At 40.3% G+C, this 22,409-nt stretch carries 19 protein-coding genes; 7 read left to right on the top strand and 12 right to left on the bottom strand.

The window, feature by feature from the left end; translation table 11 throughout:
* The first annotated feature begins 194 nt into the window (after window positions 1-194).
* Both RMX98_RS31500 and RMX98_RS31495 read left to right on the top strand, forming a co-directional pair.
* Window positions 195-2,267, top strand: coding sequence for a glycoside hydrolase family 10 protein (locus tag RMX98_RS31500; RefSeq protein ID WP_322680956.1), 2,073 nt, complete (start codon window positions 195-197; stop codon window positions 2,265-2,267).
* Window positions 2,264-2,428: a hypothetical protein gene (locus RMX98_RS31495; RefSeq protein WP_322680955.1), complete on the top strand. Its 165-nt coding sequence runs from the start codon at window positions 2,264-2,266 to the stop codon at window positions 2,426-2,428. The genes RMX98_RS31500 and RMX98_RS31495 overlap by 4 nt, the downstream gene beginning before the upstream one ends.
* Here RMX98_RS31495 and RMX98_RS31490 read toward each other — a convergent pair.
* A complete protein-coding gene (locus RMX98_RS31490; RefSeq protein WP_322680954.1) occupies window positions 2,421-4,274 on the bottom strand; it encodes an adenylate/guanylate cyclase domain-containing protein in 1,854 nt (617 codons plus the stop codon). The two genes, RMX98_RS31495 and RMX98_RS31490, sit on opposite strands and share 8 nt — an antisense overlap.
* Before the next feature lie 119 nt (window positions 4,275-4,393).
* Between RMX98_RS31490 and RMX98_RS31485 the strand changes: the two genes are divergently transcribed.
* The 3 genes from RMX98_RS31485 to RMX98_RS31475 all read left to right on the top strand — a co-directional run bounded on the left by RMX98_RS31485 (window position 4,394) and on the right by RMX98_RS31475 (window position 9,729).
* On the top strand, window positions 4,394-8,062 hold the full coding sequence (locus tag RMX98_RS31485; protein WP_322680953.1) for an NB-ARC domain-containing protein: 3,669 nt from the start codon (window positions 4,394-4,396) through the stop codon (window positions 8,060-8,062).
* Window positions 8,046-8,189, top strand: coding sequence for a hypothetical protein (locus tag RMX98_RS31480; RefSeq protein ID WP_322680952.1), 144 nt, complete (start codon window positions 8,046-8,048; stop codon window positions 8,187-8,189). Before RMX98_RS31485 ends, RMX98_RS31480 begins: the two co-directional genes overlap by 17 nt.
* A 433-nt stretch (window positions 8,190-8,622) precedes the next feature.
* A complete protein-coding gene (locus RMX98_RS31475) occupies window positions 8,623-9,729 on the top strand; it encodes a calcium-binding protein (RefSeq protein ID WP_409882040.1) in 1,107 nt (368 codons plus the stop codon).
* Window positions 9,730-10,018: 289 nt separating this feature from the next.
* On the opposite strand, the gene hypB is transcribed toward RMX98_RS31475, so the two are convergent.
* From hypB to RMX98_RS31420, 11 genes are all read right to left on the bottom strand, one after another.
* Complete coding sequence (hypB, locus tag RMX98_RS31470; RefSeq protein ID WP_322681143.1) at window positions 10,019-10,840, bottom strand: hydrogenase nickel incorporation protein HypB; 822 nt, start codon at window positions 10,838-10,840, stop codon at window positions 10,019-10,021.
* Window positions 10,831-11,172 (bottom strand): hydrogenase maturation nickel metallochaperone HypA, encoded by a 342-nt coding sequence (hypA, locus tag RMX98_RS31465; protein ID WP_322681144.1) that lies wholly within the window; start codon window positions 11,170-11,172, stop codon window positions 10,831-10,833. The genes hypB and hypA overlap by 10 nt, the downstream gene beginning before the upstream one ends.
* A gap of 20 nt (window positions 11,173-11,192) precedes the next feature.
* On the bottom strand, window positions 11,193-12,296 hold the full coding sequence (hypE, locus tag RMX98_RS31460) for a hydrogenase expression/formation protein HypE (protein WP_322681145.1): 1,104 nt from the start codon (window positions 12,294-12,296) through the stop codon (window positions 11,193-11,195).
* Window positions 12,297-12,355: 59 nt separating this feature from the next.
* On the bottom strand, window positions 12,356-13,534 hold the full coding sequence (gene hypD / locus RMX98_RS31455; protein WP_322681146.1) for a hydrogenase formation protein HypD: 1,179 nt from the start codon (window positions 13,532-13,534) through the stop codon (window positions 12,356-12,358).
* 135 nt (window positions 13,535-13,669) lie between these two features.
* Window positions 13,670-13,930 carry a HypC/HybG/HupF family hydrogenase formation chaperone gene (locus RMX98_RS31450; RefSeq protein WP_322681147.1) on the bottom strand — a complete coding sequence of 87 codons (261 nt, stop codon included), beginning with the start codon at window positions 13,928-13,930 and terminating at the stop codon, window positions 13,670-13,672.
* Window positions 13,931-14,035: 105 nt separating this feature from the next.
* Entirely contained in the window at window positions 14,036-16,384 is a 2,349-nt protein-coding gene (gene hypF / locus RMX98_RS31445) for a carbamoyltransferase HypF (protein WP_322681148.1), read from the bottom strand.
* A complete protein-coding gene (locus tag RMX98_RS31440) occupies window positions 16,374-17,591 on the bottom strand; it encodes a hypothetical protein (RefSeq protein ID WP_322681149.1) in 1,218 nt (405 codons plus the stop codon). Before RMX98_RS31440 ends, hypF begins: the two co-directional genes overlap by 11 nt.
* 629 nt (window positions 17,592-18,220) lie before the next feature.
* On the bottom strand, window positions 18,221-19,066 hold the full coding sequence (locus RMX98_RS31435; RefSeq protein WP_322681150.1) for a NifU family protein: 846 nt from the start codon (window positions 19,064-19,066) through the stop codon (window positions 18,221-18,223).
* 56 nt (window positions 19,067-19,122) lie between these two features.
* Window positions 19,123-19,347 carry a hypothetical protein gene (locus tag RMX98_RS31430; RefSeq protein ID WP_322681151.1) on the bottom strand — a complete coding sequence of 75 codons (225 nt, stop codon included), beginning with the start codon at window positions 19,345-19,347 and terminating at the stop codon, window positions 19,123-19,125.
* Window positions 19,348-19,355: 8 nt separating this feature from the next.
* The gene (locus RMX98_RS31425; protein WP_322681152.1) at window positions 19,356-19,622 is read right to left on the bottom strand and encodes a hypothetical protein; all 267 of its coding nucleotides are present in this window, start codon (window positions 19,620-19,622) and stop codon (window positions 19,356-19,358) included.
* Window positions 19,623-19,676: 54 nt separating this feature from the next.
* Window positions 19,677-20,645: a hypothetical protein gene (locus RMX98_RS31420; RefSeq protein ID WP_322681153.1), complete on the bottom strand. Its 969-nt coding sequence runs from the start codon at window positions 20,643-20,645 to the stop codon at window positions 19,677-19,679.
* 443 nt (window positions 20,646-21,088) lie between these two features.
* Here RMX98_RS31420 and RMX98_RS31415 point away from each other — a divergent pair, with 443 nt between their 5' ends.
* Both RMX98_RS31415 and RMX98_RS31410 read left to right on the top strand, forming a co-directional pair.
* Entirely contained in the window at window positions 21,089-21,952 is an 864-nt protein-coding gene (locus tag RMX98_RS31415) for an Rpn family recombination-promoting nuclease/putative transposase (protein ID WP_322681154.1), read from the top strand.
* A gap of 11 nt (window positions 21,953-21,963) precedes the next feature.
* On the top strand, window positions 21,964-22,266 hold the full coding sequence (locus RMX98_RS31410; protein ID WP_322681155.1) for a hypothetical protein: 303 nt from the start codon (window positions 21,964-21,966) through the stop codon (window positions 22,264-22,266).
* Window positions 22,267-22,409: the final 143 nt, after the last annotated feature.

The raw sequence follows: 22,409 nt of genomic DNA, 5'->3' as shown, positions 1-22,409 counted from the left end.
GGGAAAGGGGAAAGGAAAGCTCCCTCCTTGTCCCTTTTCCCTTTTCCCTTTTTCCTACCCGAAGGGTTGTGCCCAATCCCCAATCCCAAACTTGAGTAGTGACAGTTTACTAAGATATTGCAGCAGCGATCGCTCTGATATTGCTAAATTAGCTAAGGAAATCAAAATCAAGGCCAGCTAGCTGCTTTTCAACAATGGTATCTATTGCTACTCCCTTTTCGGATATTCAAAACCATTGGGCACGCTTATTTATTACAGCCTTAGCCCAACGCGGTATTGTCAATGGGTTGCCTAACGGCACTTATCGCCCCGATAACTCTGTTACCCGTGCTGAATTTGCCGCCATCATCGCCAACGCATTTGGAACAGTTTCCAAAAAGCGGCAGTATGTCCCCTTTGTTGATGTACCCACTAATTATTGGGCAGCAACCGCCATTCAAACAGCTTACGAAAAAGCATTTCTTAGCGGGTTTCCTGATAAAACTTTCCGTTCCGCTAACCGAATTACCAGAGTAGAAGTCTTAGTTTCCTTGGTAGGAGGCTTAGAAATTGCCACTAAGGTAAAACCTGACCTCCTCTCACAACTCCCACAAATTTATCAAGATTCTGTTCAGATTCCTGAGTATGGTAGAAATCACGTAGCTATTGCCACCAGCGCTGGATTGGTGGTTAGTTTCCCAAATATTAAATTACTCAATCCTAATCTCGCAGCCACCCGTGCAGATGTGGCAGTGATTATTTATCAAGCTTTAGTTTATTTAGGTAAGGCAGAAAAAATTACCTCTAGTTACCTAGTACAGCCGCCAATATCAACGCCCACGCCGACACCTATCCCAAAACCGACACCAATACCCACACCAACACCAACACCTGTCGGTAGTGTTAAGGTAAATCATAGCCGGGAGTTTCGGGGGGCATGGGTAGTATCTGTATGGAATGGTGATTGGCCTTCCAAACCGGGACTTTCTGTTGCTCAACAAAAAGCAGAACTTACCGAAATTATTACTAAATTACAAGCGTTAAACTTCAATGCCCTGATTTTCCAGGTGCGACCAGAGGGAGACGCTTTGTATGAATCTCAATTAGAGCCTTGGAGTGCTTGGATTACAGGAACTCAGGGTCAAGCGCCAGAACCATTTTACGATCCTTTAGCGTTTGCGATCGCAGAATGTCATAAGCATAATCTTGAACTCCATGCTTGGTTTAATCCCTACCGCGCTAGCACTTCCACCAACCCAGCCAAAACAGTCCGTCCCCACATCGCAGCTACCAATCCAGAAAGCGTTTATTTGTGGAAAACTCAACGCTGGATGGACCCAGGATTGAAAATAGTTCAGGATAGAGCTTACAACGTAATTCTCGATGTAGTGAAGCGCTACGATGTTGATGGCATTCACTTAGATGATTATTTCTATCCATATCCCATTGAGGGGCAAGCTTTCCCCGATGATAAAACCTACGCTGCATATAAAGCCGGTGGTGGTACACTCAGCCTTGGCGACTGGCGACGGGACAATGTTAACAGAATGGTACAGCGCCTCTGGCAGGGAATTAAAGCGACCAAACCCGATGTGAAATTTGGTATTAGTCCCTTTGGGATTTATCGCCCCGGACAACCTGCTGGCATTACTGGGTTAGATGCTTACAACGTCCTGTATGCGGACTCGAAGAAATGGTTAGCAGAAGGCTGGATTGATTATATTGCGCCTCAGCTTTACTGGCGCACAGACCAACCACAACAAAGTTATTCGGCGTTGCTAAAGTGGTGGACAGAAGTAAATACAAAGCAAAGACACGTTTATGCTGGTAACAATCTGACAGAACCAAGCAACAAGAGTCGGGAGAGTGATGAAATTGAAAAGCAGGTGAAAATTAGTCGTAGCCAAGCTGGACAGTTGTCACTGGGGAATATCTTTTTTAATCTCAGTGTTTTGACAGAAAATAGTCAGGGAATTGCTGATAAATTCCAAAGTCTGCTTTATAACAAACCTGCTCTGCCGCCAACTTTGCCTTGGCAAGATACGACACCACCCCCTCCACCAATTGGATTACAAGTCAATAATCGCAAACTAAGTTGGCAGCCTGGAGATAATCAGCCAGTTCGTTCCTGGACACTTTATCGGCTGAGTGGCGATACTTGGACAATTCAACGAATTTTGTCTGCTGGTACAACCTTTGCTACCGTCCAACAAGCGGGAACCTATGCGGTGTGTGCGGTAGATAGATTGGCCAATGAGAGTGTGGGAACAGTTATTACAGTGAGTTGAACAAAAGTGTTGGTTTAAATCTCGAAGCTACCCAGTTAGAGGCGATCGCTGCCATTCAACGACTAACTGTGTTGGCTTTGTCAGTTGCAGTGCGAATTTTACATTTGTTAAAGGTAAGCAAATTTATGCTACAGCGTATTAATTTGTCTCTGCTTAATTAGGGTTTTGAGAAATCATCTTATAGAGATTATCCAACTGAGTTACTAGTGTTGGAGGAATACTCGTAAAGTGAATATAAAAGCTTCCTGTATTTGCTAGTTTTTCTAAGACTTTGGCATAAATATCTTCGCTCACTTGTGTTGATTTTTGAGATATGAAAAGATTAATTTTAATATTAGTTAATTTAGGTGGTACTTCATGAGGAATATCTACTTGTAATTCGGCTCCTTTTGCTGATAGTTTAATTAAACGTCCTGAAAAAACTGCATTACCCATTTGTTTGTCATGCAAAATAGTGTATAGAAGCGGAATTTCTTGAGGAACAGGGAAAAATATTTCTTCTTCTTTGGGTAAATAAAGATTGTATCGTCCACCCACACCATATACTTCGTAAATAGTAATTGGTTGGCTCACACCTTTCGGCTGAACTTGCTTTTGTCCAATAATTTTGACGCTTGACTCTACTTCTTTGAAAGTCTGCTCTGAAATCAGAATTTGACCGCCACTAGTATATGACTCAATGCGATAAGTGAGATTTACTTGACTACCTACAATTCCATATTTAGTCCGCTTCTCGGAACCAATATTGCCGACTATAACTTCACCTGTGTTAATACCAATCCCCATTTCTAATGGTGGCCAGCCGAGGGTTTTCATCTTTTCATTAACGCCACCCATTGCTAATTGCATGGCACAGGCGCAGGTAACGGCTCTGAGGGCATCATCTTCTTTTGCGATCGGGGCACCAAATAATACCAGAATGCCATCTCCCATAAACTCATCAATAGTACCTTGGTAATGATTAATCACATCCGCCATGTATTCTAAATAGACGTTAAGAATGTGAATTACTTCTTCTGGTGGAAAGCGTTCTGAGAGAGCAGTGAAGCCTCGTAAATCAGAAGTGAGGATAGTAATTTTGCGTCGTTCACCACCGAGTTGTAATCTTTCAGGGCTTTCTAACAAGTTAGCGACAACCGTATCACTTAAATATCGTCCGAAAACTTGGCGAATTAATTGGTTTCTTTTCTCTAATTCAGTGTTGGCTTCTGCTAAATCTGTGGTTCGTTCTCTGACTCGATGTTCTAAATTTCTGCCATTTTCTCGGAGTTTCCCAACAACAAGTGTCAATCCTGAGAGTCCTAAGACTGATATACCGCCTAACATGGCGAAGGTTCCTTGGAGACTTTGGTTGGTTTTGGTGATTAAATTATCGAGAGATTGAGAAATCTGCCAGGCTCCAGCAACATCTCCTACTTCCCAGTTTTTCTTGGGACTGGTGGGATCTGTGTTATGACAAGTAACGCAACTTGGTTTCATGAGGCTGGCTTGTGCATAGCGCAAGGTGGTGTTTCCATTTTGCTTCTCAAGGCGATAAAATTTTTGACGAGGATTTTCTCTCAAGAAGTTGAGTGCGTCCCGCTCAAATGCGTCTCTTGCTCCCCCTTTGGTTTTGCGCCAAGGATATGGATAGTTACTGTACAGTCGTACAGACATTTCGGTATTTTTTTCACTAATTTGCTCACCAAGTTCGATCGCAAAAGTTGAGGGTAAGGGAATTGCGCCCTTGGTATTGAGGTAAGAGTGGGTGACGGTAATTCCAGGTACGGCTTTAGCTCGCTGTACGGCTGCGGCGCTGTAGAGGTCAAATGCTTGAGTTAATGATTGGATATTCAAGGCAGCATTTTGAACTGCTTGGGATTCAATTAAGCTCGATGAAAGCGCAGACATATTAGAAATTGCTAGAGCGATCGCTCCACACAACATAATTGTGAGTACAAGAGTAATCCTCTGTAACAGTAAGCGTAAAAGCGAGTCCCAAATTCGACTAATTAATGATTGAACCATAAGCCTTGTGTAAAGAATTTGTAAAATATTGCATATTATTTTTGCTATTCTCTGATAAATGAATTATGCCATTCTACTTATAGAATTTAAAGTGTATTTAACTTTTGTTGATCGCAGCAATGGATATTGATCAAGCCCTCGCATTTACAGACGCTCTCGTTTTTGCCAAGTCAAGAATTCATTTGAGCGATCTCCAACAAGCTATGTTGCGTGAGTCTTGGTCTTTAGAACGCCAAAGTTACGATCGCATTGCCGATATTTACGGCTATTCTCCAGCTTACTTAAAACATGATGTTGGCCCGAAGCTATGGAAACTCCTTTCCGAAGTTTTAGCAGAAAAAGTTAATAAAACAAGTTTTAGAACAGCAATCGAGCGCCGATTTAAAATAGAGAATACAACTACCCAATCAAATCAACATAAAGAGAATATCTTCGATAATATTGAAGGAAAAACGCAAACAAAATTTGCTGATATGCTAGTTGCAGAAGCGAATACTTCCCATCAAGATTGGGGAGATGCAATCGATGTTGATTTTTTCTACGGAAGACAAACAGAATTAGCTCAGTTAGAGCAGTGGATTTTGGTTGATCGGTGTCGGCTTGTAGCTTTGTTAGGAATGGGTGGAATGGGAAAGACTTCCCTCTCTATAAAGCTGGCACGACAATTACAGAGCGAGTTTAAATGGGTGATTTGGCGAAGTCTGCGAAATGCACCACCTGTACAAGAGATATTAACAGAGTTATTAAAATTATTATCTAATAAACAAGAAATTGATTATACAGAAAGCGTTGAAGGCAAAATTTCGCGTCTGTTGAATTATTTGCGATCGCAGCGCTGTTTGCTAATTTTCGATAATATTGAGACCATCTTACAACACAACGAGCAATCTAAATCATCTTATCTCGAAGGTTATGAAGCTTATGGCGAAATATTTAAACAAATTGGAGAAATTCGCCATCAAAGCTGTTTAGTTATAACAAGTAGAGATCAGCCTTTAGAAGTTCGCCTTTTGGAAGGAGCAAGCTTACCTGTTCGAGCTTTTCAATTGGGTGGATTACAGAAAACAGAAGCACAAGAACTTTTACAGTTAAAAGGTAATTTCCAAGGTTCAAAAGCAGAATGGAATCGGTTAGTTGAAGGTTATGCAGGAAATCCTTTAGCATTGAAAATTATTGCAACAACGATTCAAAACTTGTTTGATGGCAGCATTTCTGATTTCCTTAAACAGGAAACGTTAGTTTTTGGTAATATTCGCAATCTAATTTATCAACAATTTGAGCGACTTTCTGAATCTGAGAAAACAGTTATTTATTGGCTTGCTATCTATCGTGAATCTGCTTCATTTGCAGAACTGCGATCGGATATTTTTCCACCTATATCACCACAGAACTTAATTGAAGCTCTAGAATCGTTAGAACAGCGCTCTCTAATTGCAAAACATCGGGCACAATTTTCACTTCAGCCGATGGTAATGGAATATGTCACCGAGAAATTAGTTGCTCAAGTTTGTCAAGAAATCTTAGCAGGTTTAGAAACAAATGCCGAGCAAAAAAATTTGCTGTTCAAAACTCATGCGTTACTCAAAGCTACTGCACAAGACTATGTGCGAGAAACACAAGTTCGTTTCATCCTGAAGCCTATTCTTGAACGCTTATTACTAGATCGCTTATTAATAGAAGCCAGCGAAAAACTCGCAATTGAGAACCTGCTTAGTGAATGTTTAACCAAAATACGAGGTACATCGTCACTCAAAACTGGGTATGCAGGCGGTAATATTTTAAATTTAATTTGTCAACTGCAATCAACTTTAACTAACTACGATTTTTCAAATTTAACAATTTGGCAAGCCTATTTACAAGATGTGAATTTGCATAATGTTAATTTTGAATATTCTGATTTTAGTCAGTGTGTTTTTGCTGAAACCTTTGGTATGGTGTTTGCTGGTATTGCTTTTAGCCCAGATGGAACATTATTAGCTACAGGAGATGCAGAAGGTGAACTTCGTCTTTGGGAAGTTGCAACTGGGAAACTTGTTGTCAATTTCGCCGGACATTTAGGTTGGGTTTGGTCGATTGCTTTTAGTCCAGATGGGCAATTATTAGCAAGTTGCAGTAGCGACAAAACGATTCGGCTGTGGGATGTTAACACTGGTAAATGTCTGAGAACGTTAGAAGGACACAGGAGTTCAATTTGGTCAGTTGCCTTTAGTGCCGATGGTCAAATGCTTGCTAGTGGAGGCGATGAACCAACGGTAAGATTATGGAATGTCAACACTGGGGACTGTTACAAAATTTTGTCGGGTCATACAGATCGAATTCTTTCAGTATCATGGAGTCCAGATGGTCAAACCTTAGCAAGTGGCAGTGCCGATTTCACAATTCGACTTTGGAAAATTAATGGAGAATGCGATCGCATTTTAGAAGGACATAGCGATCGCATTTGGTCACTTTCTTTTAGTCCAGATAGTCAAACCCTAGCCAGTGGCAGTGCCGATTTCACAATTCGACTCTGGGAAGTTAGTACTGGCAAGTGCTTCAATATATTACAAGAACATAGCGATCGCGTCCGGTCAGTAGTCTTTAGTCCCGATGCCCAAATGCTACTTAGCGCCAGCGACGATCAAACTGTGAGAATTTGGGAAACTACTACAGGGCAATGCTTGAATATTTTACCAGGACACACCAACTCTGTATTTTCAGTTGCTTTTAATGCAGATGGTCAAACTATTGCCAGTGGTAGCACAGACCAAACCGTAAAGCTATGGGATGTTACTACAGGCAGATGCTTTAAAACCTTAAAAGGCTATAGTAATTCAGTATTTTCAGTTGCTTTTAATGGAGATGGTCAAATTGCCAGTGGCAGCACAGACCAAACTGTAAGATTATGGGATGTCAATACCGGGATTTGCCTGAAAAAATTCACCGGACATAGTGGCTGGGTAACTTCCGTAGCGTTTCACCCAGATGGAGATTTGCTGGCCAGTAGCAGCGCCGATCGCACCGTTCGGATTTGGTCAGTTAGCACTGGGCAATGTCTACAAATTTTGACGGGTCATGTAAATTGGGTGCAATCAGTTGCCTTTAGTCCTGATAGACAAATTTTAGCAAGCGGCAGTGACGACCAAACCATTCGCTTATGGTCTGTCAGTACAGGAAAATGCCTCAATATATTGCAAGGTCATTCCAGTTGGATTTGGTGTGTTACCTTTAGCCCCAATGGTGAAATAGTCGCTAGCAGTAGTGAAGACCAAACCATTCGTCTGTGGTCGATTTCCACTGGTGAATGTCTCCAAATTTTACAAGGACACACTAGTAGAGTCCAAGCGATCGCTTTTAGTCCAGATGGGCAAATCCTCAGTAGTGCTAGTGAAGATGAAACAGTACGCCTGTGGTCGGTTAATACAGGTGAATGTCTCAATATTTTTCAGGGACACAGTAATAGTGTTTGGTCAGTTGCCTTTAGTGCAGAAGGTGATATTTTGGCAACTAGTAGCTTAGACCAAACAGTGAGAATTTGGGATAGGCATACAGGGATTTGTCTGAAAGTGCTGCCTGTCATGCCTCATGCAATGCGATCGCATATCGCATTTGGCAATTTTACAAAATATTGTGCGATCGCTAGCGGCAGCCAAAACGGAACTATTCAGATTTGGGATGCCCAAACGGGTGAATCTTTAAAAACACTTAATCCTGACAGACCTTACCAAGGAACCAATATTACAGGCGTAACAGGAATCACCACAGCTCAAAAAGATGTCCTCAAAGTTTTAGGTGCTTTCGAGATTTGAGTCAGAAATTACGCAAACAATAGTCGATGCAATCGATGTGCAGTTCGATGCAATTGATGTGCAGTTCGATGCAATCGATGTGCAGGTCGATGCAATCGATGTGCAAGTTGATGCAATCGATGTGTAGGTCGATGCAATTGATGTGCATGTCGATGCAATCAAGATGCAAGTCAAGAGAGTTACAAGTACACCGTAGAGAGAGGTTTTCCAGATACCGTAGACTTCTTGGCAAAAGTCGGGAAAGGGGAAAGGGAAAGGTTTTAATTCACCTTTCCCCTTTAACCTTTACCCTTTTCCCCCAAGAGTGCAAAAAGCACTTTTGCAAGAGGTCTCGTGCTTGTCTTCTTCTTGAACCTTAATTTTTTAGAAGAATTCGACTTAATTATCTCCTTAACTTTCCATAACTTATCTCCATCGACGCGATCGGGCTACAAACCTAAAGTAGAGGAGTCCTGAAAAACGAAAGGGTAAAGCACCCAAAAACAGGACATTTCCCAACTTAAAACGAGGTTTACCGCCTCATCGAAAACATTATTTTCAAGAATTAAGGAGAAATTCAAATGGGAACATACACTGGTGATAATTCTAACAACACTTTCATAGCTGATGATGATGGACAACCTTGGTTGCTGTCTGGAAAAGGAGGCGATGATTACCTAGCAGGTAAATCTCAAAACGACAGAATTTATGGCGAAGAAGGTAATGACAACCTACTTGGTGGAGCTGGTAACGATATCCTAGATGGTGGAACTGGCAACGATAACCTATATGGTGGAACCGGCTTCGATAGCTTGTATGGTGGAGATGGCAATGACAGAATCTCCGAGACAGATGGGATTGTTGATGGTGGTGCTGGCACTGATACTTTAGTTGCAGACTACAGCCAGTTGAGTAATGGGGCTGGAATTGATGTGGCATACCAGGGTCAAAATGCAATCTTCAGCCGCTTTACCGGGAATCCTGTACTCAACTACAGCAATATTGAGCGATTTGAAATTACAGGCACAAAATATGCCGATGTACTGCGTGGTGCTGCTGGCAATGACATCCTCAATGGCGGCGCTGGTGATGACCTGCTTTTTGGTGGTGCTGGCTATGATACCCTCAACGGTGGCGATGGCAATGACATAATCACTGATACAGATGGGATTGTTAATGGTGGCGCTGGCACTGATACTCTAGTTGCAGACTACAGTCAGTTAAACAATGGTGCTGGAATTGATGTGGCGTACCAGGGTCAAAATGCAATATTCAGCCGCTTTACTGGCAATCCTGTACTCAACTACAGCAATATTGAGCGATTTGAAATTACAGGCACACAATACGCTGATGTACTGCGTGGTACTGCTAGCAATGACATCCTCAATGGTGGCGCTGGCAACGACATCCTTGTTGGCGGAGTTGGCAATGATATTCTCACTGGTGGTACTGGCGCAGATCAGTTTGTTTTCAATTCTAAGCTTGAAGGACTTGACGTTATCAAGGATTTCAGTCGAGTCGAAGGTGACAAGATTCAGATTTCTAAAATTGGATTTGGTATTACTGACTCCAATAGTTTCAGCTACAATGACGCGACTGGTGCGTTGTTATTCCAAGGAACTCAATTTGCGACTCTTGAGAATAAGCCTGCTAATTTCGCGGTTAGTTTGGATATCCAGCTTATCTAGAATTTTGGATAAATTAGTGTGATAAGTTTATAATTCAAAGCCAACAAACTTATACCCAGAAATTATTTTTTACTTCCGGGTGTAAGTTATTTTACACTCTTGCCTATTGCCTATTGCCTCTTGCCTGACTACGCAAATAATTTCATAAATCAAATCAGATTGCTATAAATAGTTTCTCATGTATGGTGCGTAGGTGTAGCCCGCACTTCTCTACGAGACGCTGCGCGTAGCTTGCTTCCCCGGAGGGGTACGGCAAGCTCAGTGACCACCTTAGGCATCGCTTCAGCAATTATCCTACTACCTTTTCAGTTACCCATTTATACCAATTATCCAACCCTACACCAGTAGTTGCAGAAACCTGAAAAATCTGAATTTGGGGATTTACCTGTCTAGCATATTCGATGCATTTTTGCACATCAAAATCTACATAAGGCAGTAAATCAATTTTCGTGAGAATCATTACATGACTAGCACGGAATATATGCGGGTATTTTATCGGCTTATCTTCTCCCTCCGTGACAGAAAGAATTACAACTTTTGCCTGTTCTCCTAAATCAAATAAAGCTGGACAAACTAAATTTCCGACATTTTCAATCATCACAACTGAATTTAATGGCGGATTCAGTTGTTGTAAACCCCTCTCTATCATTGATGCATCTAAATGACAACCTGTTCCAGTATTGATTTGGATAACTTTAGAACCTGTTTGTTTAATTTTTTTGGCATCGTTAGCCGTTTCTTGGTCGCCTTCAATGACACTGATAGATAATTGATTTTTTAAATCATTAATGGTTCGCGTCAAAAGAGTTGTTTTCCCAGCACCAGGAGAACTCATTAAATTTAAAGCAAGAATATTTCGACCTTTAAACCATCCTCGGTTTTGGGCAGCTAGCAAGTTATTTTTTGCTAAAATATCCTGCTCTAAAGATATGGTTGTATTGTGTATTTTGGCATGAATTTGAGACGCTTCTATATGAGGATCATGACTGTGGGAATGAGTGATAACAGTTCCATCTGGTAAAGTGTGAATATGATGATGTTCAGCTTCACCTGTTTCTAAATTAATAATTTGAGTTTCACCATCATCAGAACAACCGCAAGTTACACACATAATTCCTCTATTTCTATTTCTTTAATTTTAAGTTCTTCACCAGTAATTAAATCTAATTGCACGCTACCGCAATTACAAATTCCAAATGGTTTATCTAAAAAAACTTCTGCACCACATTGGCGACATCGCCCTAAGCCGGGAATTTCCAAAATTTCTAATGTCGCTCCTTCTAAAACTGTACCTTGAGTGCAAATATCAAAACAAAATCGGATTGCGTCGGGCATAATGGCTGAAAGTTTGCCAATTTCTAATAAAACTCGCTGCACTTTTGCGCCTTTAGCATTTTCAGTCACAATTGCGACAATATTTTGGGTAATTCCAAGTTCGTGCATACTATAAAATCTATTAAAAATTAACAAATTCTTGGCAATTGGTCGCCTACCAACATATCCACAATTCTTTCAGCACCAAAAGCTGTTTTTAATAATACGATACCTGGGGGTGAAGGAATAACTTCGCCAATAATACAAGCATCTTTACCTGCTGGGTGTAATTTCATAGCTGATAAAACGTTTTCAGCATTCTTTTTTGGAACCACTACAACTAACTTACCTTCATTAGCTAAATACAACGGGTCTAAACCGAGAATTTCGCAAACTCCGTTGACTTCTTCCCGCACTGGAATAGATTCTTCGTATAGACGAATTCCCACATTTGAACTAAGGGCAAATTCATTTAATACTGTCGCTAAACCACCGCGTGTAGCATCTCGCATAGCATGAATTTGGGGACATACATGGAGAATAGTTTCTACTAAACTATGCAACGGCTGACAGTCACTTTCAATATTAGTGTCTAAGGCTAATTCTCCACGGGCAATTAAAATGGCTGTCCCATGATTGCCTATTTCACCATTAATTATTATTGCATCTCCAGGTTTAATAGTTTGGGCGGAAATACTAATTCCTCGCGGGATGATACCAATACCAGCAGTATTAATAAAGAGTTTATCGGCAGCACCACGATGTACAACTTTTGTGTCACCAGTGACAATTTGAATACCTGCTTTTTCTGCGGCTGCTTTCATACTGTTTGCAACACGTCGCAAGGTTTCTACTGGTAATCCTTCTTCTAAAATTACGCTACAAGTTAAATATAAAGGTTTAGCACCACTTACAGCTAAATCATTAACTGTGCCGTTTATAGCTAATTCTCCTATATCACCACCTGGGAAAAATAACGGGTCTACAACATAAGAATCTGTTGTAAATGCGAGTCTGTCTCCTTGTTGGAGGAGAGGGGTTAGGTTGAAGCTGGCTTGGTCTTCTAGTTGTGAAAGAATTGGGTTATCAAAATTGCTGACAAAGATTTCGTCTATTAAATCACGCATGGCTTTTCCACCGCTACCATGTGCGAGAGTTATATGAGTGTCTTGCACTTTAGCTTGGCGACGGCGGACTTGTTCTATTTTTTGAAATAGGGGATTTTTTATTGAGTTTTGGGGCGGAATATTCATATTAAAATTTTTTTTAACGCAAAGGGACGCAGAGGGAAGCGCAGAGGTACGCAGAGTATTTAGTCTGAGGAGAAGCCGCAGGCGGGGAGAGGTTCTTGAGTTATTTTTGGTTTTTGGGTGATTGTTCTTTTGGCAATGGTGGAGAGTCGGCCATATTTGTAATAGGCTGCACAAGCACCTTCGGAAGATACCATACAAGTACCAATGGGTGTTTCTGGTGTGCAAGCTGTACCGAATACTTTGCACTCCCAAGGTTTTAAGACTCCTTTGAGAATTTCTCCACATTTACAAGCTTTATGGTCGGCTACTTTCAGGTTAGGAATGGTAAATTTAAGTTCGGCATCAAATTGAGCATATTCAGGTTTGATTTGTAATCCTGAATAGGGAATGTCACCTAAGCCGCGCCAATCAAAACTATCTCGAACGGCGAAAACTTTATTTATGGCTTGTAGGGCTACTGTGTTTCCACTTTTTTGGACAATTCGGTTGTATTGATTTTCAACTTCACAACGATTTTCTACTAGCTGTTGCAATAGCATCCAAATTGATTGGAGAATATCTAAGGGTTCAAATCCTGAGACGACAATTGGCTTATTATATTGTTGGGAAATAAATTCATAAGGGTCAGTGCCAATTACCATGCTCACATGACCAGGCCCAACAAATCCATCCAGTTGTAAATCGGGATTATCTAATAGTGCTTTGAGGGCGGGAATCACGAGGACGTGATTAGAAAACATACTAAAGTTATGAATTCCTTCGGCTGCTGCTTGCAGAATAGTGAAGGCGGTGCTGGGGGCTGTGGTTTCAAAGCCTAACGCGAAGAAGACTACTTCTTTGTCGGGGTTATCTCTTGCAATTTGCAGGCTATCTAAGGGAGAGTACACCATACGGATGTCTGCACCTTGTGCCCTAGCTTGCAGTAAAGTGGTTTTGGAACCGGGAACTCGCATTGCGTCGCCAAAGGTGGCAAAAATGACGTTATGATTTTGGGAGATTGCGATCGCATCATCTAATCTCCCTTTTGGCATAACGCATACTGGACAACCAGGCCCATGAATTAGTTCAATGGTTTGGGGTAATATTTCTTCGATGCCGTATTTAAATATGGAATGGGTATGTCCGCCGCATACTTCCATAATTTTGATGGGTTTTTCTAGCTGATGGCTTAATTTGGCGATTTCGCGGCATAACGCTTCTGCTTTTTCCGGTTCGCGGAATTCGTCAACATATTTCATAAGATGTGTATCAGTTAATTTCGCTTTTGTGGTGGGGATTTTTTTTAACGAACCGCAAAGGACGCAAAGGGCGCGAAGGAAGAAAGAAAAAAGAAGGAAATGAGTTTTAAAGTTTTCCTTTACGTGGTCTATTATTTAAGTACTAATCCCTGCTTGTGCTGCTGCTAATTCTTGGAGGAGTTGTAATGTTTCTACTGCTTCTTGTTCGTTAATTCGATTCATGGCAAAGCCAACATGAACTAATACCCAATCTCCAATACAAGCTTCGGGGGGATGTTGTTCATCTACGATACAAGCAATATTTACTTCTCGCTTTACACCACCAATGTTAACTAGGGCTAGTTTATGGTTAACGTTGGTAATTTCTATAATTTGTCCGGGGATTCCTAAACACATTTTTGATTCTTGAAGATAAACGTAGACGCTTCGGCTTGCCGCAGGCTACCGCAGAGGCGCGGAGGGTACAGAGAGAATTATTTGTGAGAAAAAGATTGTAAAATATCAACTCTCATGTATTAATTGTGCGGCTGCAATAACTGCTTGTCCTAAAGATAAACCGCCGTCATTAGTTGGAACTAGGCTGTGAGTCAGTACTTTTATTCCCAATGTTTGTAATCGTTTGGTAACTTGCTCTAACAATATACAATTTTGAAATACTCCTCCTGTTAAAGCTACCTGATGAATCAGATTTTCTTGAGAAAGATGCTTAATCATTTCCACAATGGCGTTAGCTAAACCTTGGTGAAATTTGGCAGCTATAACTGGCTGTGGAATCTGCTGCTGCAAGTCATTTAGCAAAGCTTGCCACATTGGGCGCGGGTCTATACAATAAATACTATCTGAAAAGCTAAAGTTAAAAGGATATATTAGCGTTTCTTTATCATTATTTAAGCTGCTAACATCTACTATAGCTTCAAGTGCGATCGCAGCTTGTCCTTCATAGCTACATTCTTCTCTATAAATACCGATAGCCGCCGCCACTGCATCGAACAATCGCCCCACTGATGAAGCTGGAGGAGAGTTAATTCTTTTCTCTATAAGCTGATTTAGTAGTTGAAGTGGCTTGTTTTTCAGAAATTTTACTATTTCTAAGTCAAGATACTTTTGTTCGCAATCATTCCAAAGATTAGCAGCTACTAATTGGGCATAAGTATTACGCCAAGGCTGATAAATAGCTTGTTCGCCACCAATCATTGCTACTGGTTTAAATGTTGCGAGTCGTTTAAAATTTCGGTAATCTGCTAACAGAAATTCTCCACCCCAGAGTGTACTATCATCACCGTAACCTAAACCATCTAAAGCTATACCTAATACTGGAGGTGAATCTAGAGAAATCCCATTTTCTGCCATACAAGCAGCAATGTGAGCATGATGATGTTGAATGGGATAAATTTTGATTTTATTTTTGTCTGCAAGTTCTTTACCAAGTTTACTTGAGAGATATTCAGGATGTTTATCAATGGCGATTACTTCTGGTTGATGCTCAAATAAATTTAAGTATAAATTTAAATTTTCTTGGTAAGCGTTGAAAGCAGCAGCATTTTCTAAATCTCCTAAATGTTGAGAGAGAATTGCTTCTCTTTCACCCAATAAGCAAAAGGTATTTTTTAACTCACTACCCATTGCTAAAATTTGCGGTACTTTGTGAAATCCCAGTGGTAAACTAATTGATGCTGGTGCATATCCTCTGGCACGGCGAATTGTTTGAACTTTATCACCGACAACACGCACAACCGAATCATCTACCCGATTAATAATTTCTCGATTGTGAAAGAGAAAATAATCAGCAATTGTCCCTAATTTTTCTCTTGCTTCGTCATTATCAATACATTGTGGTTCATCAGCAAGATTGCCACTTGTTAAAACAATTGGGCGATTCATCCGCCGCAGAATTAAATGATGCAACGGCGTATAAGGTAGCATGAAACCCAGAGTATTTTGCCCTGATGCTATCGATGGCGCTACTACTTTTTTACCTGTTGCTTGTAATAAAACAATTGGTGCAGCAGAACTTGTTAATAATTCTTTTTCTTTGGCGTTGATACTGCAATATTCTTCAATTACCTCAATATTTCGCGCCATTAAAGCAAAAGGTTTATGATAACGCTTTTTTCGCTGACGTAGTTTTTGTACAGCAGTTTCTTGAGTTGCATCGCAAGCTAGATGAATACCACCTAAACCTTTAATTGCGACAATCTCACCTTTTTGCAACAAGGTACAAACGGCATCCACATCATCTAGCATAGAAAACATGGAAGCAGTAACCGATTTACCGTCAGCACGTTCTAACCAAGCTGAAGGGCCGCAAGCATGACAAGCTACAGGTTGGGCGTGAAAACGCCGATTTTCAACATCGTGGTATTCCTTTGCACATTCGGGACAGATAGCAAACGCAGACATACTGGTATTGCTTCTGTCATAAGGAATCGCACGAATAATACTCAAACGGGGGCCGCAATGAGTACAGTTAGTAAAGGGATAGCGATAAAAGCGGCTGAAAGGGTCGAATATTTCTTTTTGACACTGGGGACAAGTGGCTGCATCAGGAGTAATTTCTGTTTTAATGGCATTACTGACACTAGTAGAAATCACAAAATTATCAAATTTAAGTTCATCTTCATAAGGAGTTCTAGTTAGTTTGTTAATTTTTGCTAGTGGCGGACATTCTGTTTGCAATCTGGCAACAAATTCTGTTAACGCTTCCTCACTACCAGATACCCGAATTAATACACCTTCACCATCATTACAAACATCTCCACGCAAACCGCAAGCTTTAGCCAGACGATATACGGTAGGACGAAAGCCTACTCCCTGAACAATACCGCGAACTCTAATTTCTTCAGTCGGCATAGTTAAACTGCCACAACAAAATTCGGTTGTTTCCAGAATCAGCTATCACTGCTGTATTACCGCAAATTTTTATCCCGTAACACCAATTCAAGCTATCTCGTTTCGGTAGTCCGAAGTTACGATTTTCACCTTTACTTTGAAAATTTATTTGTCCTGCTAACCCATCTGCCATTACACCTTGCAGTGATAAAATTGATTCTGGCTTTCTCCATCCTAATAAACGAGAATTAGCAGTATCTGCAACTACTAACCAATCTCCAGCCACCGCCACACCATAAGGCATACTTAAACTACTAGCACTAGGATAATAAACACCTTGATTCATTTCCACAAAATTAAAGCTTTTTTGTCCTAAAACCACCGCACAAGGAGTATTATTTTCTGTTGGTATTCCTTGCCAAATCATTATTCGGTGATTACCTGCATCGCTGACAACCAGATTTTCTCCCCAAAAGGCGATGTCGTGACACCAACGCATACTCGCTGCGGTTGGAGAATCACCGCCGTTTTCATTGCGAGATATCATATCTGGTTGTCCCAAAACTAAATCAGCAGGTTGACCATTTTCTGTTGGTAATTGATGCCAAATTAATACTCTTCGATTACCAGTGTCAGCAATAAATAGCCGTCCTTGATGATAGTAAACACCATAAGGCCAGTGCATTGTATTAGCAGATGCTTGCTGATTTCCTCGATTTGATTCATTGTCAGTAAAATTAACTTGTCCTAATACCAAATCTGCTGGAACATTATTATCTTTTGGTAAGCTTTTCCAAATCAAAACCCGATGATTCCAAGCATCTGCTACAGCTAACCCTTCACCGCAAGCACAAATCCCTGTTGGTACACTTAAAGTTGCCCTTCCCGGTGTACTTTTAGCATTTTGTCCTTCATGATAAAAATCAGGTTGTCCAATTACCCAATCAGCCGGTTGACTATCTCTTGTGGGTAAATTCTCCCATCCTAATAATCGATGATGTCCTGTATCTGATACCCATAATGGGCCAGTTTTTGATAACAAACAAGCACCACGAGGCCCAAACATATTTGTGGCATTGGGCGCTACTGGTATGACTAATTGTTCTGGTTCTATAATGTTACCTAAAATTACCTCTGCACCTTGAGGTGATAGAGGCAAATATTGAGAAATTTCTGTTGCTTCTAGCGGTAATTGTGATATGGGATTACTTATGATTGGGATATCCATGAAGCGCAAATAGACGCTAATAATTATTTAAAAACATTAATGTTGATTAGCGTGTAACAACAGTAACGGTTTTGCATTATGCTTTTTTCAAATTAAGTTAAAACCTTTAATCGACTTCTGTATTAATCAATTTTAAAAAATCTAGTCAATTTTAGTAACTTTTGCTACATAGCGAATCTTTTGCATGAGTGCGCGATGTACTGAAATGAGAAAGCAAACTGGGGTTTGAGAAAGTAAAAGCTGCTTTTGCTTGAGGAAAACACCAAAATGAGTAAGTAAAAGCTCATTTTGCTTGCGGAAAACACCAAAATGAATAAGTAAAAGCTGCTTTTGAGTAAGTAAAAGCTTATTTTGCTTGCGGAAAACACCAAAATGAGTAAGCAAACTGGGGTTTGAATAAGTAAAAGCTGCTTTTGAGTAAGTAATATGCCTTTTTACTTTCTCAAAACACTAAAATCAATATCTGAATTACACAAATGAGAATTAATTTGAAGATATTGAGAAAGTATTCAGGCATTTTGCTTGCACAAAAGACTAGAATCAATGCGCGAACTACTGAAATGAAAAAGCAAAGTAGCTGTGATTGACTAATCGCCAAGTATATTTGCTGAAATGTTACCTTTGCATCATCATTTTTGCAGTTTCACAAAAACCTTATCGCCTTTAATCTTAACTGGATATGACTGAAGCGAAATATCAGGTGCAGTTAAGCATTCACCTGTCTCTAATTTGTATTGGAATCCATGAGCAGGACAGGTAATAATACCGTTTTCAACTGTACCCTTTTCTAAGGGAGATCCAAGATGAGCGCAACTATTACGGTAGCATTTTACTGTAGCACCTTGACGATGTAAAATAAGTGAAGTACCAGCAAGTTGTACTGCCACTACACTAAATTCAGGAACTTCATCAAGGGTCGCTACTTTCATCCAAGTACAAGTTATTTTTGCAGAAAATGGACTGATTAAACTAGAATTAGCGTTGTTAACAGTAGAACTGTTATTAACTGCCACTACTTTGGTAATTTCGGGGCAATGGTTTTTGATTGCTTGTTCTACTCCCTGAGATAAAGTTAAAGTAGAAGTCGGACAACTGCTGCAAGTTCCGATTAATTTGACTTCTACTGTATCTGGTGGCTTAATTGCCACTAATTCTATATCACCGTTATGGCTTTTTAAACCTGGGCGAACTTCTTCAAGGGCTGTCTGAATTCGTTGTGAAAGTGGAGGTTTTGGTGGTTTGACTAGTTCGTGATACAGTAGCACTGCATAGACTACTTCATCTGCAACTGCATGGCGCAAAGCTGGCATTGATTCTTCTTTCAGGCTTTTAATCAAGCTAGTCAATGCAGCTTTATGCAAAGCTTCAATTGCCCTTTTTAAACCTACCGCTACACACCGTTGGCTTTCATCCCAATCGGATATAATTGCCTCAAAACGATTAATTTCCTGAACTAATTCTTCAAGATTTGTCATTTGTCATTTGTCATTGGTCATTTGTCATTGGTCATTGGTTATTTATCAATGACAAATTACTTCATTTTGAAGTCTTTGAGGAGAAATGGCATAATTATGCCCGTTACTAAGCTAGATAATATTATTGGTAGGTAGAAGGGAATCGGGGCTTGTGCGAGTGATACTAGCAGTAAGAAACCTACAGCAATACCAATAGTAGTTTGCTTGACAAAATACACAGGGTCGCGTAGTAGCTTTCCTTTAAAAAATAACTTGGCAGAAAACCAACCTATCTCTAACATCTTTTCTCCTAATAATTTGTCAAGAAATTTAAGGCAGCAAGCCCTAAGAGGATGGCGGGAATTACACCCGCAGGGGCAAATAATGCACCAAGCATCGCTGAAAACTGATAGCCTATATCTTTCCCGGCTAAAAGCATTCCACCAATTGCACCGCCGACCATAGATAAGGCGGCTGCTATGATTAACCACACTAATTCTGTTGCTATGTTCAAATCACCATCTGCTAAACTTGTGAGAAAATTTATCAGATTTTGCGTTGTTAAAATATCTCTCATGCTGTTTTTTTACTCGTTGTTAAAGTGATAGGAGTTAAATGAAATTCATAACTCCTAACCTTTCATTTCTGTTTCTACGTCTTGTAGCGCTTGAACTACTACTTCTGCTTGTGCCATTTGTTGGTGTTCCGTAAATATTTCTAAAGCGTGTTGATAGTAGATACGCGCTTGCAAAAGATTGTTAGGATTACCAGCTTCTGGTTTTTCGGGGTCGTCTGGTAAGTTGAATAGGGCGTTGGCTTTGTTGGAAATTGTGTTAGCGTATTCTAAAGGTGTATCTTTGGGATTACGCACTTTTAACGCTTCATCATAAGCTGCGATCGCCCTTAAATTATTCTCCACAGGATGAGAACTCACTAGATATTGCAAAGCATTACCTAAATTGTTCTGCAACATCACATATTCTCTAGGATGGTCAATCAAATTAATGTGCTTTAGCGCCACCTCAAATGATTGCACAGCTAACCCTTGACGCAAGTATTCCCGTTCCGATGCTAAAGGCATAGAAAGGTATGCGATCGCAATATTGTTATACAAAATCGCGTATTCTTGAGGATAATCTTCCCAAGTAAAGACCCGCAACGCCTCATGATAAGCCTGGATGCTGTCGGTTATCCGTGCCAAATTAAATGGCACTAGCGACTGCAACACCAGCCCAAAATTCATCTGCGTCTCTGCCACTTCCTCTGGCAAAGCTAATTGTTGTAAAATCGGTAATGCCTCTTCATAACCGACTTTCGCTTGCATCAACAGTTGGTAATCAGCATCCGGTATTGCCTGTAACGTCCCCGCCATCCCTACTTGGGCCCTGGCTTTTAATAGGGGATACTCCTCACCACACATTTCGTAGGCCCGGTAATATAACCCAACTGCATTTCGCAAGTCTTGGGCAGCTTTGGGCTTTTTTTGAAAACCCTGTGCTATCTCAATCAGCATCTGGATTTTTTCTTCTGCTGAGGCTGACTCTGAAGCAACAGCTGCGATGGCAGCCTTCACTGCTGAATCTGTAATGCTGGGGGTCATAACTCTGCCGTACTCTAGCCAATTGGAAATTGAATCTGTCAACGCCCACGAATGATTGAGATACGTAAACGCATCTAATCATGGGCCATACTGATTTACGCAGGCTTCGAGTCCTTTAGGCGGAATTCCCCTTTTTATTTGAGCTAGGATTAAAGACGAGAAACTAGGGAAAAAACTTAGTTCCCTATAGCCAATGTCTTATGCCATGCTCAATACAATACTATAAAACACCCTATTTCTAAAATTCTAGGGGGAAATTGCTAATATTAATGTCAGTTTTAAACACCTAATATTTTTTAAATACTTTTTGTATCATCGTCTTATACAATTTCAATATTTTTATTGAATTGTTGACATACATAATATTTATTGTAATCAAAATAGTCACCACGCGATCGTCGAAGTGTAAAATATATTCATCAACGACTGTAAAACAAGCTACTTTGAAAACAGACAGTATCTTCTATCGGATCTTTCAGAGTATTCCCACTACTTTCTTTGAACTGATTAACCAACCGCCCCAACTAGCTAGTGTTTACCAATTTTCTTCAGTCGAAGTCAAACAACTAGCGTTTAGAATCGATGGCGTTTTCCTCCCAAATGCAGCAGAACTACCCATTTATTTTGCCGAAGTGCAATTTCAACCAGATAAAAAGTTTTACTCACGTTTATTTACTGAAATCTTTAATTATCTTGACAAAACCGAATTAACTAATAATTGGCGTGGTGTTGTCATCTACCCCAACCGCAGTGTTGATACTGGAGATACCGAGAGATATACAGAACTACTCAACTCACAACGAGTTACTCGCGTCTATCTTGACGAATTAAGCTCAATTGAAGCATCATCAATCGGCATAGAGACAGTTAAACTCATCATCGAACCCGAATCAACTGCGACAACAAGAGCTATCGAAATAGTCAACATTGCCCGCCAGCAAATTCCAGATGTCGCTACTATTAGGGAAATTATACAATTGATAGAGACGATATTAATCTACAAGTTGCCGCGATTGAGCCAGGAGGAGATTGGAAAAATGTTTGGATTAAATGAGTTAAAGCAAACTAGATTTTATCAAGATGTTTTTGCAGAAGGCTGGCAAGAAGGTAAACAAGAAGGCAGGCAAGAAGGTAGGCAAGAAGGTAGGCAAGAAGGCAGGCAAGAAGGCAGGCAAGAAGGCAGGCAAGAAGGTAAGTTAGAAGCCATACCTCAGTTATTAGGGTTGGGTTTAAGTATTCAGCAGATAGCTCAAGCATTAGGTTTGGACGAAGAACTTGTTAGGCAAGCTGCACAACCAAAATCCTAAAACAATAGGGTGTGCGAAGGTTTAACAGTGCGTTTAATAGAAACGATATTAATCTACAAGTTGCCGTGATTGAGCCAGGAGGAGGTAAAAAAATGTTTGAATTAAATGACTTGAGGCAAACTAGATTTTTCCAAGATGTTTTTGAAGAAGGTAAAAAAGAAGGTAAACGAGAAGTTTTTGAAGAAGGTAATTTAGAAGCTAAGTTAGAAATGATACCCCACTTATTAGGGTTTGGTTTAAGTATTGAGCAGATAGCTCAAGCGTTAGGTTTGGACGAACAAGTTGTTAGGCAAGCTGCACAGCCAAAATCCTAAAACAACTGATATATAGTTGACGGGGCGCAAAGTTTAGTGCCCCTATTTTTGGCTTATTTATTACATAAACAGGACTTACGCAACTGGCACAGCGTGATCGCTATTTTATAGTATTTATGTACTATATAAAGTGGCTGACCCAT

The sequence above is a fragment of the Nostoc sp. DedQUE02 genome (genome assembly GCF_034531035.1).
Lineage (GTDB): Bacteria > Cyanobacteriota > Cyanobacteriia > Cyanobacteriales > Nostocaceae > Nostoc.
The sequence above is the reverse complement of the archived record's forward strand: the minus strand, read 5'-3'. Positions and strand labels throughout refer to the sequence as shown.